Source organism: Flavobacterium sp. TSSA_36 (assembly GCF_051547165.1).
Lineage (GTDB): Bacteria > Bacteroidota > Bacteroidia > Flavobacteriales > Flavobacteriaceae > Flavobacterium.
Genome location: NZ_JBPTTP010000003.1, coordinates 299673 through 320740 on the forward strand (window position 1 = coordinate 299673; position 21068 = coordinate 320740).

Below are 21068 nucleotides of genomic sequence, written 5' to 3' on the forward strand. Positions count from 1 at the left end.
ATTTTTTTTACATTTGAATATCTAATTTTTTATTTATGGATACTTTTTTATTTTTTATAAAAAATTACGCTCTCCCTGTCTTATTCATTGCTATTTTATTAGTCAGTTTACTATTAATCATCAAAAGATTTTATAATCAATGGCGATACCATCTAAAAAAAAAATATCGTTCCATTATTCAACAATTCTTGATAGAAATTGTGATGAATGATTATGACAAAATAACCGTAAAATCGAAATTAAAAACATTTAGGAAAGCAATTCCCTTTTCACGAAATTGGTGCAAAATTATTGTTATCAATGAAATGATTCGCTTAAAAAAGAATGTCAAAGGCGACAAAACCATCATTATTTCGTTATTGTACAAAAGCTTAAAACTGAACGAACATTCCGCTAAACTCATCAATGATTTTAGGCCCTATAAAAAGTGTATCGGATTTTATCATTTCAAAATGATGAAATATGTTAAAGGGAAACATCAAATCATTCCTTACCTAAGTAATAAAAATGATTTAATAAGATCAAATGCAAACATCAGTTATTTTGCCCTGATAGATCTAAGCAGCGAAAAACTAGCATTTATCCCAGATAGAATTTCAAAACTCAATCAAATAAAAATAATGGATATTTTTTTTGAAATAAAAAAGGATTATCCTACCAACCTTGATTTTTTATTATATGGAGACAGGAGTTCCTTAATTGAATTGGGCTTAAAAATAGTGACCTATTTTAATAACCGTAATGAATCAGAAAGAATCATACAACTATTGAATTATCCTGTTGAATCGGCAAGAATTGAGGCGCTGATAGCAATTAGCAAACTATTTATACAAGAAGCAGAAATACCCGTTTTAGAAAAAATAGGGATGTATTCCAAAAAGGCCCAAATTAAATGTTACGAATGTTTGGCAGAGATTGGGTCTGAAATCACCACAAAACACATCAAATCATGCTTTCAAAATATTTCGGATACCGATATTCAATTAGCAGCAATGTTTTGTTTATTAAAAATCGCCCCCAATCTAGCAGAGGAATTAGCTACTAAAACTCCTGACTACTCAAAAATGTTACAACACGTAAAAACACTATGGATATAATTAAAAATATTGTTGATATTATTTTATCAATTTATGAGATTTTTATTGCAATATTCTCGTTTTCCTATGTTGTTTTCTACTTGGGTTTAGCTATTTTATCCTATGTAGCTATCGTAAGACATATCAATAACAAAAAATTTTTAGAAGACGACATCATTGCCCGTTCTAATTATATGCCTGGAGTTTCAGTAATTGCTCCTGCCTTTAATGAAGGAGTGAATATCGTATATAATGTAAAATCTTTATTATCACTAACCTATCCTAATTATGAAATTATTATCATAAATGATGGGAGTACTGACGATACCCTTGAAAAACTCATCAAAGAATTTGAATTAGAAAAAATTGACTTTTATTATCAAGAAAAAATAAAAACACAACCTGTAAAAGGGCACTACAAGTCGAAAAACCCAGTGTATTCAAAATTAGTAATTGTCGACAAAGAAAATGGCAAAAGCAAAGCTGACGCTTCCAATGCTGGGATCAACTCGGCACAACATCCTTTGTTTTTATGTACAGATGTTGATTGCATTTTAAAGAGAGATACGCTGCTAAAATTAACCAAGCCGTTTATTGAAAATGAAACCAGAGTAATAGCCACAGGAGCTGGCATTCGGATATCAAATTCTTGTGAGATTAAAGATGGCTTGTTGGTAAAAGTCCATTTTCCTAAAAAATGGTTTCCTAGATTTCAAGAATTAGAATATGTGCGTTCCTTTATTTTTGGAAGAATGGCTTGGAGTCAAATTAATGGTTTGTTATTAGTTTCCGGAGGATTAGGCATGTTTGATAAAGAAATTGTAATTGCCGCTGGTGGCTATTGGCATAAATCACTTGGAGAAGACATGGAATTAATCACCAGAATGAGAAAATACATGCATCATAAAAACGAACCCTTTCTGATTCAATATATTCCTGAGTCGTTATGCTGGACAGAGGTTCCAGAGACCAGAACCATATTCATCAGACAACGAGTGAGATGGGCAAGAGGTTTAGTCCAAACTTTGTATTTACATAGAAAAATGTTCTACAATAAACAATATGGCAGAACTGCCTTTGTAACTTTACCTTTCTTTTTTGCCTTTGAATTTTTAGTTCCTATCATAGAGTTTTTTGGAATTATTGTATTAATTTTTAGTTACGCATGGGGACTCATCAATTTTGATTTTCTAATCATAATGAGTGCTTTTGTATATTTAGTCTATTTATTCATTACTTTGGTTTGCATCTTAATTGACGAGACCCTTTATAGAAGTTATGCTAATTACAAAGAGTTACTCATCTTAATCAGCATGGCGATACTAGAACCATTTGCTTACCACCCCTTAACAATCTATACTTCACTCAAGGGATATTGGGATTTTTTCAATCAAAATGAACAAAAATGGGGTGTTATGGTTCGAAAAGGCTATGAACAACCCAAACAAACTTAAAAAAATGAGAGCATTCAACCATTATATTTTTAAATTCTTATCCCTCAGTATCTTTTTGGGAGTAGCCACGCTTCATGCTCAAAAAATTAATACCGATAGTTTGCTAGTATCCATTATTAAGGACATGAGAACTTCCAACAATTATTCACAAAATATAGAAAAATGCCTACTCGGAAAAAAAATAGCTCCTGAATACTTAGATTTTCAAGTACTGCTTGGCAAAAATTATGAATTTACAAATCAAAACGACAGCGCTAGATATTATTACCAAAAGGTTTTAGATGAAAATCCAAAATACGAAGAGGTTTTTTTATATTTAATCAACCTAAATATCAGTGAACAAAAATATGAAGAGGCACTTGTTACCACTGAAAAAGCCCTTGTTTTTTATCCCAAAAAAATAATCTATTTTCAAAAAAAATCCGAAATTTATGAGCTTCGTAAAGAATTAGAAAATCAAAAAAAAAGCTTACAAAAAACACTTGAAGTCTTTCCAAATGATTCTCAAACTAGAATACAACTTGAACAAATAAACGAAAATCAAAAAAACAACAGAATTGGAATTAATTACAATTATACCACAATAGGTCGAAAAGACGTTGGTCCCTGGCATATGGTTCATCTAGAATACATAAATTACCAAAAATGGGGCTCTTTAAACGGAAGAATTAGTTATGCTGAACGATTTGCAGCCAATAATTTTGTAGCTAAAGGCGTTCAATATGAAATAGAATCCTACTACAAAATCGGTAAAAGAAATTATACTTATTGGGATGTAACTCTTAGCAATGATATGGTGTTTCCCAAATACAAACTTGGGGGTTCCATTTACTTAAACTCAAAAAAAGGATGGGAAACCGATTTAGGATTTCGATACATACAAACCCAAAACCTTGACATTCTCACCTTAGTTACCGGTGTAAGTAAGCACACGGGAGACTATTGGTTATCGGTAAAAGCGTATCTTAATAATAACAAAAAAAATTATAATCCTGTATTATCCATTAACAATCGTTATTATTTTAATTCTAAATATGATTATTTGACCCTTAATTTAGGTTTTGGTACTTCTCCCGATGAGAGAAACACCATTTCACAGATACAAAACAGACTTAATCTAAATTCCTTTAGGATAGGGACTGGATACTATAAGTTTTTATACAAGAAATTCATAACTGGAATTCAAATGAATTATAATTTACAAGAATACATTCCCAATGAATTTCAAAATGAATACGAATTGTCATTACTTTGTCACTATAAATTTTAGCTATGAATTTGAAAGCACTACTTCTATTATTCATAATGAATGGATTTGCATTCCTTACTTCTTCTATGGCACAATCTAAAACTATCCAAATTGGGAACCAACCACATAAAGTTGCCCTTGTGTATACCTGCGACGAATCAAAAATTGCAGCAGAGATTCTTTATTCTTATTTAGAAAAATCACTGCCAAACACTTTTGAATTAAAAAACACAAAAAACGCTAGTAACGAACCGCAAATTATACTAGAAATACAAAAAAAGAACAAAGAATTAAAGGCGCAAGAATTTCTTTTAAAAAGCAATCAACACCATATTTATCTTATCGCTAAGCAATTGAAATCCCTTAAATATGCCGCGTATTCACTCTTAGAGCAATGGGAATTCAGAAAATTCACCAGTACTGTAGCATACATCCCAAAACCCGAATCTTTTTCATTTCCCCAAAATTTTTCTCAAAAATATTCACCTGATTTTGAATACAGATATTTACTCTACCCTGATTGTTATGATGCCTCCTTCAGAGAATGGCATAAACTTGATTGGCACGAAAATGATTTTGGCCTTTGGGGACATACTTTTGACCGATTAGTTCCTCCTAAGGATTTTTTCAAAAAAGACCCCAAACTTTTTGCATTGTACAATGGAAAAAGAAGAGCAGAATCGCTATGTATGACGAATGATACTGTTGTAAAATTAGTATCCGATTTCTTAAAAAAAGAAATTGCCCAAAAACCGGATAGTCGCTTTTTTTCTATAAGCCAAAACGATGATGTTATCTATTGCGAATGCCACCAATGTAAACAAATAGCCCAGAAATATGGAGGCCCCCAAGGCGCTTTATATTATTTTTTAAATGCAGTTGCACAACAATTCCCCAAAACACAAATTTGTACTTTAGCCTATTTACACACCTACAATCCTCCAACGAATCTAGTCATAGCACCTAATATTACAACGCTTTTTTGCCCCATCGAAATGAATCGCGGCATCCCAATATCCCTTGAAAACAGTAACAAATCCATTGCAAACAGCTTAAATCGATGGGAAAATACGAACAAAAATTTACTGGTATGGGATTATACAGTACAATTTTCTAATTATTTGTCACCCTTTCCTAATCTGAGCTATTTTGAAGATAATTATAAAACATTTAAAAAAAATAAGGTCAAAGGCGTGTTTGCACAAGGGTACGCAGATGTTCCTGGAGATTTTACCGAATTAAGACAATACTTATTAGCAAAACTACTTTGGAATACCCAGATTAACATAAAAGCCACTACAGCCGACTTTTTAAGAGGGTATTATGGTAAAGCGGCTTCGAGCATTCAACGTTATTTGACCCTTTTATCTGAAAATCAAAAAAAATCAAAAGCGTATCTAGATATTTATTCCGGACCTGTTCAAAATCGAAATTCATATTTAACTCCTGAAGCGATGGATCAATACGATAGCATTATTGAAGAAGCTCTGAATGCGGTTGCAGATGATGCTATACTTAAAGTAAGGGTTCAAAAATTGAGACTTTCTCTGGAATATGTCTATTTTGAACAATCAAAATTTTATGGAGCAGACACACATGGACTTTTTACTACTGATGAAAATGGCCAAAAAATAGTAAAGAAAGGACTAACTGAAAGAGTTTTAGAATTTAGCCAACAATGCAACAAAATGGGCATTTATGAACTTAGTGAAGGTGGAATTTCTCCCGATAATTATTATAAAGATTGGTTAGCCATCAGTAAAAATACTATCCAACATTTGGGCGAAAAAATGCAAATTAAAGTGCTCTCCCCTCCTTCCAAAGAATATTCTGCCAAGGGCGCAAAAGGATTAATTGATGGTATCAAAGGCTATCACGATTTTAACATCAACTGGATGGGATGGTATGGTAGTAATCCTGAAATAGAGATCAATACAAATGGAATAGCTTTCAATTCCCTAAAAATAAATTTCTTAGAAGATCAAAGACATTGGATTTTTCCTCCAGAAGCTTTGACGATTTATGGTTTACAAAACAACAAATGGAAAGTAATAACAACTAAAAATGGGGAAGATTTAACTGAAAATTTTGATATTACAACAAAAACTTGGGAGATAAACAATCCTAACTTTAGTAAATTTGAAAAAATTAAAATGATCATTAAAAATCAAGATACTGTGCCCTATTGGCGTTATCGCAAAAACAAAAAACCAATGATAATGCTGGATGAAATCGAATTTTTTTTCAATTAAACCTCTTTTATAATGAAAACAATTCCAAATCTATTAATTATAGAAAACGACTCCATGACCCTAGATATCTTGTCTATCATCATGGAGAAAGAAAATTATAAGATGACCATTGCTCATGATGGAAATGAAGCAATTACTAGAGTACAAGAAGCATCCTTTGATTTGATTATTATTGCCATACTTATTCCACCAAGATCAGGGTTAGAAATTATCAATTATTTAAACAAAAACTATCCTTCTATCCCTATTGTAGCGCTTTCTTCCTTAGCCGATGAAGAAAAAACAGTGGAAGAAGCCTTTCAATTAGGAGTCTCAGATTTTATTGCTAAACCCTTCAATCCAAATGAACTGCTACTTCGAATAAAACGTTTGTTAAAGAAATAATAGAAAATTAGCTAACCAAAATAGAAAGATCAAGTGTTTCATCAAGTTGTACTGAGAGGACTTCATTTACAACCACTTAATCAAACAATTGATTTTCAGGAAAATACAAGAGCAAAAAAAAGTGTACCTTTGCACAAAATTTAAGCAAATGAGTACTTTCGAACAATTCAATCTCCCTAAATCTGTACAAAAAGCAATAGACGATCTAGGTTTCACCTCACCTACTCCCATTCAGGAAAAAACCTTTTCGGTAATTATGTCAGGAAGAGATATGATGGGAATTGCCCAAACAGGTACAGGAAAAACATTTGCTTACCTTATCCCGTTATTAAAGCTATACAAATTTACCAACACCAATACTCCCAAAATTGTCATTCTTGTTCCTACCCGAGAATTGGTAGTTCAAGTGGTGGAAGAAGTTGAAAAGTTAACCCAATACATGTCGGTCAAAACACTAGGAATTTACGGAGGAGTCAACATCAATACCCAGAAAAAAGCCGTGTATGAAGGAGTTGACATTTTAGTTGGAACTCCAGGTAGAACCATGGATTTGGCGTTAGACGCTGTCGTTCGTTTCGATGAAACCCAAAAATTAGTCATTGACGAATTCGACGAAATGCTCAACTTAGGTTTCAGAACACAGTTAACCGCTCTACTAGCCATGATGAAAACCAAGCGTCAGAACATTCTATTCTCGGCCACCATGACCGATGAAGTAGATGCGGTACTCAATGACTATTTTGATTTTCCGGAAGAAGTAACGCTTGCCGCTTCGGGAACACCATTGGAAAACATTGAACAAATCACTTATAATGTGCCTAACTTCAATACCAAAATCAACCTTTTATCCCATCTCTTGAAAAAGAATGTGGACATGAGCCGAGTTTTAGTTTTTGTAAACAACAAAAAAATATCGGACATGCTATTTAATCGAATTGAGGAAGAATTTGAGGGACAATTTGGAATCATACATTCCAACAAATCTCAAAATTATCGATTAAGTACCATGGCAGAATTCCAAGCAGGAAACTTGAGAGGATTGATTACCACCGATATTATGGCCCGAGGATTAGACATTTCAAACATCACCCATGTTATCAACTTCGAAATGCCCGAAATGCCTGAATTGTATATGCATCGTATTGGTAGAACCGGTAGAGCGGATGCCACAGGAACGGCCCTTAGTTTTGTAACACCTCGTGAAGAAGAATACAAAATAGAAGTCGAAGTCTTAATGAATATGGAGTTACCAATAGCTGATTTTCCTGAAGAAGTCGAAATTTCAACCAAATTAATCGAACCCGAAAAAGACCGACAACCCATTAAATTTTTAATGAAAAAGGTGAAATTAGAAGGGGATGGCGCTTTTCATGAAAAAAGCAAAAAGAACAAAAAAATCAATCTAGGAGGACCCGGTGTAACCAAGAAAAAAACACACGGTTCTGTCAATCGAAACATGCTAAAAACTAGAAACAAAAAACGTAAAGATTCTAACAAATAAGAAAAAAAAATAAGCCACAAATTCACAAACTTTAAATTCGTGAATTTGTGGCTTTTGTAATTTAGCAACACTGACTACAAACGCTTTTCAAACAGCAAATGTACAGGCTCACATACCGAAATTCTTTTTTCAGAATCCGTCAAACTCCCCGTTTCTTTATCCCGTTTAAAAATCACCACTTCATTACTGGATTGATTCGCCACCAATAACAGATTGCCTGTTGGATCAATCACAAAACTTCTAGGACCTTTACCCAAAGTACTCACCGTTTCTCTAAATTCCAATTTCCCGTTTTTCAAGACTTTGAAAATCGAAATAGTATTCGCCTCTCCCCTATTAGTTGCATACAAAAACTTACCATCAGGAGATAATGCAATCGCGGCAGCCCTAAAATCACCCGTATAATCTCTCGGCATCACCGAAGTATCGGCAATCAATGTCATCACCCCTTTAGTAAAACTATAAGTCAATAGTCCGCCGTCTAATTCATTCAATACATACACATATTTGCCCTCCTTATCAAAAGTCAAATGACGAGGCCCTCCACCCGGCTTTACACTCACACTACTGTTATAAGTCAGCAAATCTTTACTCGCATCCGCATTATAATTGTAAACATAAATTTTGTCCGCACCTAAATCAACCGCCAAAACATATTTATGATCCCCAGAAAAAGCCACCATATGCAGGTGTGATGCTTCCTGACGCTCCACATTAGGTCCACTTCCAGAAAGTTGCACCACCTGTTTCGCCTCGGTCAAACTACCATCCGCATTTTTAAAAAAAACAGTAATACTTCCTCCTGAATAATTTGCCGTAATCACATTCTTATCATCCGTAATCAAATAACACGGATCCGCTCCCTTAGTAGCTTGCTTGTTCAATACAACCATTCTTCCCGCTAACCCGTCATAGTTAAAAGCAGTAACCGTACTATTCACACCCGACTCATTCACCACATAAAGATGCTTATTATCCGATGAAAGTGCTAAATAACTAGGATTCTCAATATTCACAGTAAATCCATGCAACAGCGAATTGCCTGAGTTCACCTCCAATTTGTAATTAAAAACCCCTTTCTTCTCACACCTATTAGTGTAAGTACCAATCAGTAAATGATATAAATTCTGTTGCGCTTGCAACGTGGTGAAAAACGACAAAAAAAGCAATAGCCCTAGTTTAACTTTCATAATAACGATATATTTTTAAAGAGCGAAAATAGGCATTATTTAATTCACTCAAAATAAATAATCCCAATTTGAAAAAACCCCATATCACTCCCCATTTATAGGTACAAATTCGTATTTTTGAAAGATTAATAAGAGTGTGCTTTTTATAAGGAGCGGCAAAGAAAACGCCTTTTTGCCAGCATCGTCCCGCTCTCCGTTATATCTTTTTTTTAGTGGCTAGGTAAAAAAACCTAGCCACTAAAAAAAAGGATGCCACTGCGATCGGGGCTAAAAGCAAGCAAAGAGCCCTCTTGGAAACATCCAAAAAACAACGTAAACCTAAAATAAACCCAACATAGAATGCACTTCAAAAACCCCGAAATTCTATACTTTTTATTTCTTTTAGTACTACCCATTTTGGTACATTTATTCCAACTCCGAAGATTTAAAACAGAATATTTCACCAATGTTCGCTTCTTAAAAAAATTAACCATTGAATCCCGAAAAAGTTCAAAAATAAAAAAACGGGTACTATTAGCCACCCGTTTATTATTACTATCAGCCCTAATTCTCGCCTTCGCACAACCCTTTTTTGAAGCCAAAGACCATAAAAATACCACCAACGAATTGTACCTCATTCTAGACAATTCCTTCAGCATGCAAGCCAAAGGACCTCGTGGCGAATTGCTCAAAAGAGCCGTTCAAGAACTACTAACCGAAACCCCTCAAAACACTACTTTTTCATTATTAACTAACGAACAAACCTTTTGGAACACTGATATCAAAACCCTACAAAGCGACTTACAAAACCTCAATTATTCCCCGCTCCCATTTGATCTAGAAGCACAATTAGCTAAAATCAACAGCCACAAATCCGCTTTCAAAAAAAACATCGTCATCATTTCTGATGCACTAGGAATCCCTAAAAAAAGTACCCAAAAAACACAGCCCGACGACCTAGCTTATCTCATTACACCCAAAGCACAACAAAAAAACAATGCTTCCATTGACAGCGTCTTCATCAAGCAAACCTTGGATAAGTTCTATGAAATAACCGTACTTATCAATGGTTTTGGAGAAGAACTAAAGCCCACACCCATAGCTTTATATCATCAAAATAAGCTGATTGCCAAAACCATGATCCCTTTTAAAACCAAAAAAGAAACAATAAACTTCACCATTCCAAAACAAGCGTTTGATGGTTTCGCCAAAATAGAAGACAATAGTCTAACCTACGACAATGACTACTATTTCAGCATCACCGAAAATGAAAAAACAGCCATTCTAAGCCTCGGAGATCCCCAAAAAAGCAATTTTTTATCCCGAATATTTACACCTGAAGAATTTAATTTCACCACTTCAGATTTGCGCACACTCGACTACAATCTTCTAGATAAACAAGCCACAATTATACTCAATGAAATCAACGAAATTCCGCAAGCCTTACAAACTACTTTGCAAAATTTCGTCATTAAAGGAGGCAATTTAATCCTAATTCCTTCGGAAGATTCAGATACAGAAACACTAAATTCATTGCTAAAAAACATTGGAAACCTTCAAATAATAGCTACAGAAAACACCCCAAAACAAATTACTAAAATCCATTTTGATCACCCCCTTTTTAGTGGCGTTTTTGAAAGCAAAATCACTAATTTTCAATATCCAAAAACCGAACAATCCTTCACTATTAAAAGTAATTCCCCCAACATACTTTCCTTCGAAGATCAAACGCCTTTTCTAACCGCAGTTGCAAAATCAGCAGGTACAGTTTTCCTTTTTACCGCCCCTTTAAACCTAAAAAACAGTAATTTCCAACAATCACCGTTGATAGTACCCGTGTTCTACAAAATGGGAATACACCACAAAAACACCTTATTACATGCTGCTACTATTGGAAATAACAGTCCGTTTTGGGTCAATACAACATTGACCAAAGAATCCATACTAACACTCAAAGGAAAGAACGAAGAATTCATCCCCATTCAACAAATCCAAGATAACAAAGTCAAATTAACCTTTGCTGATCTTCCAAAAAATTCAGGCAACTATACCATTTTTAACAAAGAAAAAGCACTCGGGACTATGGCGTTCAATTATCCCCGAACCGAAAGTGATTTAAGCCAAATCAACACCTATATGACTACTGATTTTGAAACCCTAGACAGTATCAAAAACGTATTCAACACTTTACAAACCAACCGAACAGACCATCAACTTTGGAAATGGTTTCTTATCTTTGCGCTGGCCTTTTTCCTAGCCGAAATGGCCATTATCCGATTTGTAAAATAATAAAGTTCAAAAAAACTTATCTCCTAAACCCATGAAAATTCTCCTTAGAGCTGCCACAATCATCGATGCTAAAAGCCCTTTTCACAACCAAACCATGGATGTTTTTATCCAAGATGGTGTCATACAAAAAATAGCATCCTCTCTTCAAAATGACGGCGCTCAAGAAATCCAGTGCCCACAATTGCACCTATCTTCAGGATGGTTCGATAGTAGCGTGTCATTGGGAGAACCTGGTTTTGAAGACAGAGAAACGATTAGCAATGGATTGAGCGTTGCCGCAAAAAGTGGCTTTACAGCGATTGCTTTACAACCTAATTCAAATCCTGTAATTGACAATCAAGCCCAAGTGAATTTTGTAGTTAACAAGGCTAAAACTTCCCTAACTGACCTTTACCCTATTGGTGCTCTAACCGTAGGGAGCGAAGGAAAAGACATGGCTGAACTCTTTGACATGAAAAAAGCAGGTGCCATTGCCTTTGGCGATTACAACAAAAGTTTAGACAACGCTAACTTGCTTAAAATCGCTTTACAATATACCCAAGATTTTGACGGACTCGTTATTACTTTTGCCCAAGACGAAAAAATTAAAGGGAATGGAGTAGCCAATGAAGGCGTAGCCTCTACCCGACTGGGTTTAAAAGGAATCCCCGCACTGGCAGAAGAGTTACATATTGCCAGAAACTTATTTTTATTAGAATATACAGGAGGCAAATTGCACATCCCAACACTATCTACCTCAAAATCAGTAGCCTTAATAAAAGAAGCAAAAAACAAAGGATTAGCCGTAAGCTGTAGCGTTAGTGTACATCATTTGGTGCTCAACGAAGACCAACTCGATAGTTTTGATACCCGCTACAAAGTGAGTCCGCCACTTAGAAGCGAAGTCGATAGAAAAGCTTTACTAGAAGGAATTCTCGACGGGACAATCGACATGATTACTTCTGACCATAATCCTATCGATATAGAGCATAAAAAAATGGAATTTGATGGTGCTAAAAACGGCACTATTGGATTAGAAAGTGCGTTTGGAGCTTTATCTACTGTTTTGCCAACAGCCGTAATTATTGAAAAATTAACCGCTGGAAAAACAACGTTTGGTATTCCATCTTACACCATTAACGAAGGGGAACCCGCTAATTTAACTCTTTTTACTCCCTTTGGAGAAAGTATTTTTACCAAAGAAAACATACTTTCAAAATCAAAAAACACTGCTTTTTTGGGTCAAAAACTACAAGGAAAAGTGTATGGTTGTATCAACCAGAACCAACTAATTTTAAATTAAAACCCTTCAAAAATGAATACAACTAACGAGGGAAAAAACACTGCCATAGTGAGCTACATTACAATCATTGGTGCAGTCATAGCGATTTTTATGAACTCCGAAAAGAAAGATGTTTTTGCAGCATTTCACATTCGTCAAGCATTAGGCATTTTCCTTTCTTTCTTTTTAATTGGCTATTTTATTGGCTATTTTGATAGTTGGATGATTTCGTCTGCCTTTTATGTTTTCTATTTTATCCTTTGGATTTTTGGTTTTACCGGAGCTTTACAAGGAGAAAAAAAACTAATTCCACTGTTAGGCGAACAGTTTCAAAAGATTTTTAAAAACATTGAATAATCACACTACATGAATGTATCTTTAGAATACCAAATAAGAGAACCAAAAATTATTTTAGATCAAAATCCCGTTTTGATTTTATTACACGGATACGGTAGCAATGAAGCTGATTTGTTTTCATTTGCGCCTGAATTACCGGATCATTACTATATTATTTCGGCTAGAGCGCCTTATGATTTGCAATACGGCAGTTATGCCTGGTACGCCATTAATTTTGATGCCGATCAAAACAAATTTTCTGATAATGATCAAGCACGAACATCTCGTGACCAGATTGCCCACTTTATCGATGAACTACTTCAAAAATATCCTATCAACAAAGAAGAAGTAAGTCTAATAGGTTTTAGCCAAGGTGCCATTTTGAGTTATGCTGTGGCTTTATCGTTTCCTGAAAAAATAAAACAAATCGTAGCAATGAGCGGCTACTTGAACCCTGAAATTTTAGCAGAAGACTACTTAAAAAACAACCTTAATTCCTTACGCATTTTTGCTTCTCATGGCACCGTAGATCAGGTAATCCCAGTAGAATGGGCTAGAAAAACGGCTCCTTTTATGGAAAAACTAGGGGTAGCCATAACCTATAAAGAATATCCTATCGGTCATGGTGTTTCGCCACAAAATTTTTATGATTTCAAAAATTGGTTGCAATAAATCCAATGTTGTAAAAGAAGGACTATTCTGAAGTATTTGGGTAAAAAATTACCACTTGGGTTTCACTAATTGTCACGAATTTAAAAAAAGCGGAAAAACTTTGACGGCAGCTTGCTAACTTTTTTTACCGCTGATTCGCTGATTTGCAAAGATTAAAAAAGTGTTAGATAGAATTCCACTCTATTTAAAAACAAAATAGCACCCATAACTTTGGTGCTCAAAGAATTGTAAAATCAAAAAGAGCCTGTTTTTCGTGCCAGTTAGTGCAATTTATAATTACTTATTTTATCAATTACAAAACCCACAGCCTTTTGGAATACCCTAAAAAAAGGCGCTCAATTTTCATCGGAAAGTTGCTTTTTCATAACGGTTTCCACAAAAGAGACTCCCAAATAATCAATTGCCAATGCTGATACTACCTGCCATCCATATTTTAGATAAAAATCTACCCCAACAGGAGATGAAGCCAAAAAAAGCACTGACAGTCGACTAGCTTTAGCTTCCTCTTCGATGTATCTTAGTAACTTTGAACCAATTCCCTTATTGGCAAAATCAACATGAGTATAAAATCCAACAATATAGTCGTGATCTAAAGCAATTGTCCCCACAATATTTCCATTTTGTTTGGCACAAAACACCTTCTGATTTTGGATTTTTTCTTGCAAAGTTTCAATTGAATAATACTGTTCAAAAACACCCCATTGCTGTTCAGAATAATGGGGTTTTAAAAAATACTTAGCATTGTTTAAAATCAATGCACTCAGTGCCACAGCATCAGTAATCTCTGCTTTATGAATAGAAAAAGGCACATTCATTTTAGTTGATTTTTTAAAATTAGACAATTACTTTTGATATAATAACGACTGATTGACCTCAAAAGTAATGCTTTCGTCAGGGTTAATAAAATACTTCAAAATTACCTCTCCCCAATATTCACCATCACTAAAATCTGCAATAATCCAACGATGATTTAAAATTTTGACTTTATTAATAACAAATTTATTAGGCCCAATGGGGTCTTGACCAGTATAGGGATTCCCCTTTGGATTCGAATTGTAATCCAGTAATTTTTCTGTAACAACAGGAATTAGTTTTTCAATTAAAATCGTTTTATTAGGATTAGTTAGTTCAAAATAATTTTGGGCATTCTCATTTTTTTCTAATGAAAAATAAGCAGCCTCGTCTAATTTCAACGTGACTTTTTTGATACTATCTCTAAGTTTGGTGGTTACTTTTGTAAATTTTTCTTGTTCGAATTTTACTTCTTTATTCAAAAAGACATAGGTATAAATATTGAAGAGTATCGCTAAAATAAAACCGTAAAGTAGGAGTGATTTTTTCATTTTTTAAAACAGAATTAAAGGGTAATCATTAAGTTATCATATGCCAAAAACACATTTTCAGGCAGTTGGTTTTGGACCTCTTCGTGAAAACCTAACAGGTGACTAATATGGGTTAAATAGGTTTTTTTGGGCTGTACCAAAGCAATAAAGTCGAGCGCTTCTTGCAAATTAAAATGAGTAGAATGCGGTTCAATACGCAAAGCATTTAGTACCAAAACCTCTAAATTTTTCAATTTTTCGGTTTCTTCAAACGCTACTGTTTTCACATCTGTCAGGTAGGCAAAATCATCGATTCGAAATCCAAAAACTTGCAAATCGCCGTGCAAAACATCTATCGGAATCACCTGCTTACCGCCTAATTCAAAAACTTTATTATTTTGGATTTCAAAAGTTTTTACTGAGGGGGCTCCAGGGTAACGATTTTCGGTTTCAAACACATAGTCAAATCGTTTTTTCAAATTTTGAATAACCCTTTGATGGGCATAAATAGGCATTTCACCTTGCTTAAAATTAAATGGTCGAATATCATCCAAACCCGCGGTGTGGTCAGCATGTTCATGAGTAAACAAAATTCCATCCACTTTTTGACAATCTGACGCTAGCATTTGTTGCCTAAAATCAGGTCCACAATCAATTACATAAGAATATTCTCCCCATGAAACCCAAAGAGACACCCGAAGTCGTTTATCCTTAGGGTCAGCACTTTTACAAACAGGATGGGTACTCCCGATGATAGGAATGCCTTGAGAGGTACCGGTACCTAAAAAATATATATTCAAAGCTTGTTAATTTTTTTACAAAAATAGAATTATTTATCATTCATTTCGAAATCGAATTAGTTAACTTTGTATCAAAATTCTACTTTTCTATACAACCAATGGAAACAAAAAAAATCAAACTTAAAGGAGACAAAATTATTGAGCAAATTCCATCAATAAAGGATAAATCGCTTCGAATTAATTTAAATGAAAACATCTACGGCACTTTTGCTGAAATTGGTGCAGGTCAAGAAACAGTAAGGCATTTTTTTAGAGCAGGTGGTTCTTCGGGAACTATTGCAAAAGCCATGTCAGCTTATGATAAAGATTTTAGTGACGCCGTATATGGTATCGAAGAAGATGGCAGATATGTTACAGAAAGTCGTCTAAAAAAAATGCTCACTTTTGAGGGAGAATTGATAGAGGAACGCCTCAGCAGAGTCAAACACCCTAATAAATTGTTTTTTAGTTATGCCAATACAGTAGCTACAATAGACTTCGCAAAACAATTTAAAGGTCACGGATGGGTAGGAATTCGGTATCAATTAGACCCAAAGGAAGCTTATAATGAAATCATACTTCATATCCGTTTTAAAGAAACGGATTCGCGTTTACAACAAGAAACTTTAGGAATTTTGGGGGTTAACTTGATTTACGGTGCTTTTTACAAATATAATGATCCCAAAAAATTATTACGCTATTTGTACGACCACTTAGATAAAGACCAATTAGAAATTGACACGATCAATTTTTCAGGTCCCCGATTTGCTGAAGTAGACAATCGATTAATGAGTTTACAATTAGTAAAAAATGGCATGACCGATGCCGTAATGTTCAACCCAGAAGGAAAAAACATTTTACCCGCCGCCATACTTTATAAAAAAAACATTTTAGCTTTTAGAGGTAGTTTCCGTCCTGTTACCAAAGTAAACATGGATATGTATGAGAAATCTATTGAAATGTTTTTGGAAGAAAATAAAGTAGAAAAAGAAAATACGCAAGTTATTTTTGAAATCACACTTTCCAACTTACGCTCAGACGGTGAAATTGACGAGAAGGATTTCATGGATAGAGCTGAATTATTGTGCTCTTTAGGACAAACTGTTATGATTTCTAACTTCCAAGAGTATTATAAAGTAGTGGAATACTTTGCTAATTACACCAAAGCCCGAATGGGATTAGCCATGGGAGTAAATAACCTAGTAGATATTTTTGATGAAAAATATTACCGCCATTTAAGCGGTGGAATTTTGGAAGCTTTCGGTAAATTATTTTACCGTGACATGAAAGTATTCTTATACCCTATGATTGGTGAAGAAGGAGAAATCATCACGTCAACTAATCTAAAAGTTCACCCAAGAATGAAAGAGCTCTATAAATTTTTCAAATTCAACGGAAAAGTAGAAGACATTACGAATTATGACCCTGAAATTCTTACCGTTTTTTCTAGAGAAGTACTTAAAATGATTATCCAAGGAAAACCAGGATGGGAAACTATGCTACCGAAGGGAGTTTCAGAAATTATTAAAGAAAAAGGACTATTTGGTTATGATTCCACCAAAGTTTTACAAGCCTAAAATTGTTAAAAGAGCCAAGTATAAAAAACTTGGCTCTTTTTTTATCTTTACCCCATAATACAAACAATGATCGACATCAGCTTGTCGTTCAAACACATCATCCAAATCCTTCCTACACATTTTCTAGTCTTTAACACCAAAGAACCACATAGTCTCAAAGAATTACTTTTTTTTCTTTTCCGTTTTTACCTACCACTTTTATCCGTTAAATTTTTTACTTTTTTCTTACGATTACTCAATCAAACTCCTTATTAAAGTAACATTCAAACCTAGACTTTGCGCTATACTTTGTACTGACAGGAAATTATTCAATAAAAACTAGCCCTCACGGACTATTTTGAAAAAAATATAAATCAATGAGTTAGTACTTTTGAATCTAAAAATGGGAGAATTAAACGTAGCGTATCTTGAACTCTTAAAAAAAAAACATTAGTAAAAAAAATTCTTGGTTTTGAAGAAGAAATAAATTCACTGAACTCCGCTTAAAATATAACAAAGCAGCAGTAATTTAGTTAAAGTGAATTTCTAATGCAAAATGTGAGCTACAGTTAGAAAAAAATAGGTCCAATACGTTTTCCTATCCATTAGATACAAAAAAAAGAAAAAATGAAAAATAAAAAAATCAAATTACTGATTTTCAGTACTTAAATTTTATTTTTATAAAAAAAATCAAAAAATAATATGCATGCATAGTATTTTTTATATATATTTGAAATCGATATAGTAAACTATGAAAGACAAAACAATTGATTATGTTTTAAGGGCAACATGGCAAGCCGTTTCAAGAATGTACAATGAAGAAGCGGCCAAATATGATGCTACCATGGCAACAGGATTTGCCTTATTGAGTATTGACAAAGATGATGGAACACCATCAACTTCCTTGGGACCTAGAATGGGAATGGAAGCCACGAGTTTGACTAGAACACTCAAATCAATGGAAGAAAGAGGATTGATTTACAGAAAAAAAAATCCAGAAGATGGCCGAGGAGTTTTACTATATCTTACTCCTTTTGGAAAAGAAAAAAGGGAGCTTTCCAAAAATACCGTACTCCGCTTTAATGAAACCGTTAAAGAACACGTATCGGAAGAAAAATTATTGCATTTCATGGAAGTAGCCGAGATCATTAATGAATTAATTCTTGAAAAAAGAATCTTTAATTCTGAAGGTCTTGAAATCAATGAAGAACAAAGTTTTACTAATCAAAACGGAGCTTTTTAATTATTCAAGAAAAGCACTTATTCGAATTAATCAAAAAAAAAATAAAATAGTAACTAAGTATGAAACGCACAATTAAAAAAGTCGCAGTAATTGGATCTGGAATCATGGGATCTGGAATTGCTTGCCATTTTGCCAACATTGGTGTTGAAGTCTTACTTTTGGATATTGTTCCAAGAGAATTGACGGATGCAGAAGCCAAAAAAGGATTAACTCTCGAGAGTAAAATCGTGAGAAACCGATTGGTAAATGATAGTTTAGCTACCGCTTTAAAATCAAAACCCTCTCCTATTTACAATCAAAAATTCGCAAACCGTATTAGTACTGGAAACACTACCGATGACATGGCAAAAATTGCAGGTGTAGATTGGATTATCGAGGTGGTTGTAGAGCGTTTAGACATCAAGAAATTGGTTTTCGAACAAATTGAAAAATTCAGAAAACCAGGTACTTTGGTAACCTCAAATACTTCTGGTATTCCGATTCACTTCATGAGCGAAGGCCGTAGCGAAGATTTCCAAAAACACTTCTGCGGAACTCACTTTTTTAACCCTGCGCGTTACTTAAAATTATTCGAAATCATTCCTGGCCCACAAACTTCAACTGAAGTATTGGATTTCTTGACAGGATATGGTGAAAAATTCTTAGGAAAAACTTCGGTTGTAGCCAAAGATACTCCAGCTTTTATCGGAAATAGAATTGGAATCTACGGAATACAAAGTTTGTTTCACTTAGTGAAAGAATTAGGATTAACCATTGAAGAAGTGGATAAATTGACGGGACCAGTTATTGGTCGTCCAAAATCGGCTACCTTCAGAACTGTAGATGTTGTTGGTCTTGATACCTTAGTACATGTAGCCAACGGAATCTACGAAAACTGCCCAACTGATGAGCAACACGAGTTGTTCAAATTACCAGATTTCGTCAACAAAATGATGGAAAACAAATGGTTGGGAAGTAAAACAGGTCAAGGTTTTTACAAAAAAGAAGGCAAAGAAATTTTATCTTTAGACTTAGACACTTTGGAATACCGTCCTTCTAAAAGAGCTTCTTTTGCTACTTTGGAATTGACAAAAACAATTGACAAACCCATCAATAGATTTAAAGTTTTAGTAAAAGGAAAAGACAAAGCAGGAGAATTCTACAGAAAAAGTTTCGCTGGAATGTTTGCTTATGTTTCGAACAGAATTCCTGAAATCTCAGACGAATTATACAAAATTGACGACGCTATGAAAGCTGGTTTTGGATGGGAAAATGGACCATTCGAAATTTGGGATGCCATAGGTGTTGAAAAAGGAATTGAAATTATGCAAGCTGAAGGTCTAGCACCTGCGGCTTGGGTTACCGAAATGATTGCTGCTGGAAATACAAGTTTTTATACTGTAAAAGAGGGTGCTACGTATTTCTACAATGTTCCAACCAAATCACAAACAAAAGTTCCCGGTCAGGATGCATTCATCATCTTGAACAACATTCGCGAAACCAAAAAAGTATGGAGCAACAGTGGCGCCATTATTCAAGATTTGGGAGATGGTATCTTAAACCTAGAATTCCAATCTAAGATGAATACTATTGGTGGCGATGTATTGCAAGGAATCAACAAAGCCATCGATCTAGCCGAAAAAGAATACCAAGGTTTAGTAATTGGAAATCAAGCGGCAAACTTTTCTGTTGGAGCCAATATTGGAATGATTTTCATGATGGCTGTAGAGCAAGAATACGACGAATTGAACATGGCTATCAAAATGTTCCAAGATACTATGATGCGTGTACGTTACTCTGGAATTCCAGTAGTAGTTGCGCCACACGGAATGACTTTTGGTGGTGGTTGCGAAATGAGCTTACATGCTGACAAAGTGGTTGCCGCTGCAGAAACCTATATGGGATTGGTTGAATTTGGTGTTGGTGTACTTCCTGGCGGTGGCGGATCTAAAGAAATGGCTTTGAGAGCTTCTGATTTATTCCGTAAAAACGATGTAGAATTGAATGTGCTGCAAGAATATTTCATGACCATCGCTATGGCAAAAGTATCAACTTCAGCTTACGAAGCATTTGACACTGGACTATTGCAACACGGCAAAGATATTGTGGTAGTAAACAAAGACCGTCAAATTGCAGAAGCTAAGAAACATGCCTTATTAATGGCCGAAGCCGGTTATACGCAACCAATTCGAAGAACAGATGTAAAAGTTTTAGGAAAACAAGCGTTAGGAATGTTCTTAGTTGGAACCAATCAAATGGTTGCTGGTAAATATATATCGGACCACGATCTAAAAATTGCAAACAAACTTGCGTATGTTATGGCTGGTGGTGATTTATCTGAAGCTACATTGGTGTCTGAACAATATTTATTAGACATTGAACGCGAAGCATTTTTATCACTTTGTACTGAGAGAAAAACGCTAGAAAGAATTCAGTTCATGTTAACAAAAGGGAAACCACTTCGTAATTAGAAAATAGAAAAAAGAGAATAGAATATAGATGTAAGACAAAAGTCAATTTTCTATTCTCTATGTTCTCTACTCTTA

Annotated in this window: 17 protein-coding genes; 13 read left to right on the forward strand and 4 right to left on the reverse strand. The window is 34.5% G+C overall.

The window, feature by feature from the left end:
• Positions 1–35 precede the first annotated feature (35 nt).
• The 6 genes from ACSVH7_RS07975 (at position 36) to ACSVH7_RS08000 (ending at position 7916) form a co-directional block, all read left to right on the forward strand.
• Positions 36–1097 (forward strand): hypothetical protein, encoded by a 1062-nt coding sequence (locus tag ACSVH7_RS07975; protein ID WP_438066189.1) that lies wholly within the window; start codon positions 36–38, stop codon positions 1095–1097.
• A complete protein-coding gene (locus tag ACSVH7_RS07980) occupies positions 1088–2530 on the forward strand; it encodes a glycosyltransferase family 2 protein (RefSeq protein ID WP_438066190.1) in 1443 nt (480 codons plus the stop codon). Before ACSVH7_RS07975 ends, ACSVH7_RS07980 begins: the two co-directional genes overlap by 10 nt.
• A gap of 4 nt (positions 2531–2534) precedes the next feature.
• Positions 2535–3800 (forward strand): YaiO family outer membrane beta-barrel protein, encoded by a 1266-nt coding sequence (locus tag ACSVH7_RS07985; RefSeq protein ID WP_438066191.1) that lies wholly within the window; start codon positions 2535–2537, stop codon positions 3798–3800.
• Between the two features lie 2 nt (positions 3801–3802).
• Complete coding sequence (locus ACSVH7_RS07990) at positions 3803–6031, forward strand: DUF4838 domain-containing protein (RefSeq protein ID WP_438066192.1); 2229 nt, start codon at positions 3803–3805, stop codon at positions 6029–6031.
• 12 nt (positions 6032–6043) lie between these two features.
• Positions 6044–6415 carry a response regulator gene (locus tag ACSVH7_RS07995; RefSeq protein ID WP_438066193.1) on the forward strand — a complete coding sequence of 124 codons (372 nt, stop codon included), beginning with the start codon at positions 6044–6046 and terminating at the stop codon, positions 6413–6415.
• Between the two features lie 148 nt (positions 6416–6563).
• Positions 6564–7916 carry a DEAD/DEAH box helicase gene (locus tag ACSVH7_RS08000; protein ID WP_438066194.1) on the forward strand — a complete coding sequence of 451 codons (1353 nt, stop codon included), beginning with the start codon at positions 6564–6566 and terminating at the stop codon, positions 7914–7916.
• Between the two features lie 74 nt (positions 7917–7990).
• Here ACSVH7_RS08000 and ACSVH7_RS08005 read toward each other — a convergent pair whose 3' ends face one another.
• Positions 7991–9106, reverse strand: a complete 1116-nt coding sequence (locus ACSVH7_RS08005) for a lactonase family protein (RefSeq protein WP_438066195.1) — start codon at positions 9104–9106, stop codon at positions 7991–7993.
• A 339-nt stretch (positions 9107–9445) separates the two neighbouring features.
• Here ACSVH7_RS08005 and ACSVH7_RS08010 point away from each other — a divergent pair, with 339 nt between their 5' ends.
• The 4 genes from ACSVH7_RS08010 to ACSVH7_RS08025 are packed head-to-tail and all read left to right on the forward strand — an operon-like array spanning position 9446 to position 13643.
• Complete coding sequence (locus tag ACSVH7_RS08010; protein WP_438066196.1) at positions 9446–11374, forward strand: BatA domain-containing protein; 1929 nt, start codon at positions 9446–9448, stop codon at positions 11372–11374.
• A gap of 31 nt (positions 11375–11405) precedes the next feature.
• Positions 11406–12656, forward strand: a complete 1251-nt coding sequence (locus ACSVH7_RS08015; RefSeq protein WP_438066197.1) for a dihydroorotase — start codon at positions 11406–11408, stop codon at positions 12654–12656.
• Positions 12657–12668: 12 nt separating this feature from the next.
• Positions 12669–12992, forward strand: a complete 324-nt coding sequence (locus ACSVH7_RS08020) for a DUF4870 domain-containing protein (RefSeq protein ID WP_438066198.1) — start codon at positions 12669–12671, stop codon at positions 12990–12992.
• Between the two features lie 9 nt (positions 12993–13001).
• Positions 13002–13643, forward strand: a complete 642-nt coding sequence (locus ACSVH7_RS08025; protein WP_438066199.1) for an alpha/beta hydrolase — start codon at positions 13002–13004, stop codon at positions 13641–13643.
• A 335-nt stretch (positions 13644–13978) separates the two neighbouring features.
• Here the strand turns inward: ACSVH7_RS08025 and ACSVH7_RS08030 are convergent, their stop codons facing one another.
• Genes ACSVH7_RS08030 through ACSVH7_RS08040 form a run of 3 tightly spaced genes read right to left on the reverse strand, consistent with a single transcriptional unit; the run spans position 13979 to position 15765 of the window.
• The gene (locus ACSVH7_RS08030; RefSeq protein WP_438066200.1) at positions 13979–14458 is read right to left on the reverse strand and encodes a GNAT family N-acetyltransferase; all 480 of its coding nucleotides are present in this window, start codon (positions 14456–14458) and stop codon (positions 13979–13981) included.
• Between the two features lie 27 nt (positions 14459–14485).
• Positions 14486–14986, reverse strand: a complete 501-nt coding sequence (locus ACSVH7_RS08035) for a hypothetical protein (protein ID WP_438066201.1) — start codon at positions 14984–14986, stop codon at positions 14486–14488.
• Between the two features lie 14 nt (positions 14987–15000).
• The gene (locus tag ACSVH7_RS08040) at positions 15001–15765 is read right to left on the reverse strand and encodes an MBL fold metallo-hydrolase (protein ID WP_438066202.1); all 765 of its coding nucleotides are present in this window, start codon (positions 15763–15765) and stop codon (positions 15001–15003) included.
• 98 nt (positions 15766–15863) lie between these two features.
• Here ACSVH7_RS08040 and ACSVH7_RS08045 point away from each other — a divergent pair, with 98 nt between their 5' ends.
• The 3 genes from ACSVH7_RS08045 to ACSVH7_RS08055 all read left to right on the forward strand — a co-directional run bounded on the left by ACSVH7_RS08045 (position 15864) and on the right by ACSVH7_RS08055 (position 20993).
• Positions 15864–17321, forward strand: a complete 1458-nt coding sequence (locus ACSVH7_RS08045) for a TonB-dependent receptor (protein ID WP_438066203.1) — start codon at positions 15864–15866, stop codon at positions 17319–17321.
• A gap of 730 nt (positions 17322–18051) precedes the next feature.
• Entirely contained in the window at positions 18052–18543 is a 492-nt protein-coding gene (locus tag ACSVH7_RS08050) for a MarR family winged helix-turn-helix transcriptional regulator (protein ID WP_438066204.1), read from the forward strand.
• Positions 18544–18602: 59 nt separating this feature from the next.
• A complete protein-coding gene (locus tag ACSVH7_RS08055; RefSeq protein WP_438066205.1) occupies positions 18603–20993 on the forward strand; it encodes a 3-hydroxyacyl-CoA dehydrogenase NAD-binding domain-containing protein in 2391 nt (796 codons plus the stop codon).
• Positions 20994–21068 lie beyond the last annotated feature (75 nt).

Coding starts and splice junctions, on each gene's coding strand:
- ACSVH7_RS07975 (WP_438066189.1), top strand. CDS start 36: ATGGATACTTTTTTATTTTTTATAAAAAATTACGCTCTCCCTGTCTTA.
- ACSVH7_RS07980 (WP_438066190.1), top strand. CDS start 1,088: ATGGATATAATTAAAAATATTGTTGATATTATTTTATCAATTTATGAG.
- ACSVH7_RS07985 (WP_438066191.1), top strand. CDS start 2,535: ATGAGAGCATTCAACCATTATATTTTTAAATTCTTATCCCTCAGTATC.
- ACSVH7_RS07990 (WP_438066192.1), top strand. CDS start 3,803: ATGAATTTGAAAGCACTACTTCTATTATTCATAATGAATGGATTTGCA.
- ACSVH7_RS07995 (WP_438066193.1), top strand. CDS start 6,044: ATGAAAACAATTCCAAATCTATTAATTATAGAAAACGACTCCATGACC.
- ACSVH7_RS08000 (WP_438066194.1), top strand. CDS start 6,564: ATGAGTACTTTCGAACAATTCAATCTCCCTAAATCTGTACAAAAAGCA.
- ACSVH7_RS08005 (WP_438066195.1), bottom strand. CDS start 9,106: ATGAAAGTTAAACTAGGGCTATTGCTTTTTTTGTCGTTTTTCACCACG.
- ACSVH7_RS08010 (WP_438066196.1), top strand. CDS start 9,446: ATGCACTTCAAAAACCCCGAAATTCTATACTTTTTATTTCTTTTAGTA.
- ACSVH7_RS08015 (WP_438066197.1), top strand. CDS start 11,406: ATGAAAATTCTCCTTAGAGCTGCCACAATCATCGATGCTAAAAGCCCT.
- ACSVH7_RS08020 (WP_438066198.1), top strand. CDS start 12,669: ATGAATACAACTAACGAGGGAAAAAACACTGCCATAGTGAGCTACATT.
- ACSVH7_RS08025 (WP_438066199.1), top strand. CDS start 13,002: ATGAATGTATCTTTAGAATACCAAATAAGAGAACCAAAAATTATTTTA.
- ACSVH7_RS08030 (WP_438066200.1), bottom strand. CDS start 14,458: ATGAATGTGCCTTTTTCTATTCATAAAGCAGAGATTACTGATGCTGTG.
- ACSVH7_RS08035 (WP_438066201.1), bottom strand. CDS start 14,986: ATGAAAAAATCACTCCTACTTTACGGTTTTATTTTAGCGATACTCTTC.
- ACSVH7_RS08045 (WP_438066203.1), top strand. CDS start 15,864: ATGGAAACAAAAAAAATCAAACTTAAAGGAGACAAAATTATTGAGCAA.
- ACSVH7_RS08050 (WP_438066204.1), top strand. CDS start 18,052: ATGAAAGACAAAACAATTGATTATGTTTTAAGGGCAACATGGCAAGCC.
- ACSVH7_RS08055 (WP_438066205.1), top strand. CDS start 18,603: ATGAAACGCACAATTAAAAAAGTCGCAGTAATTGGATCTGGAATCATG.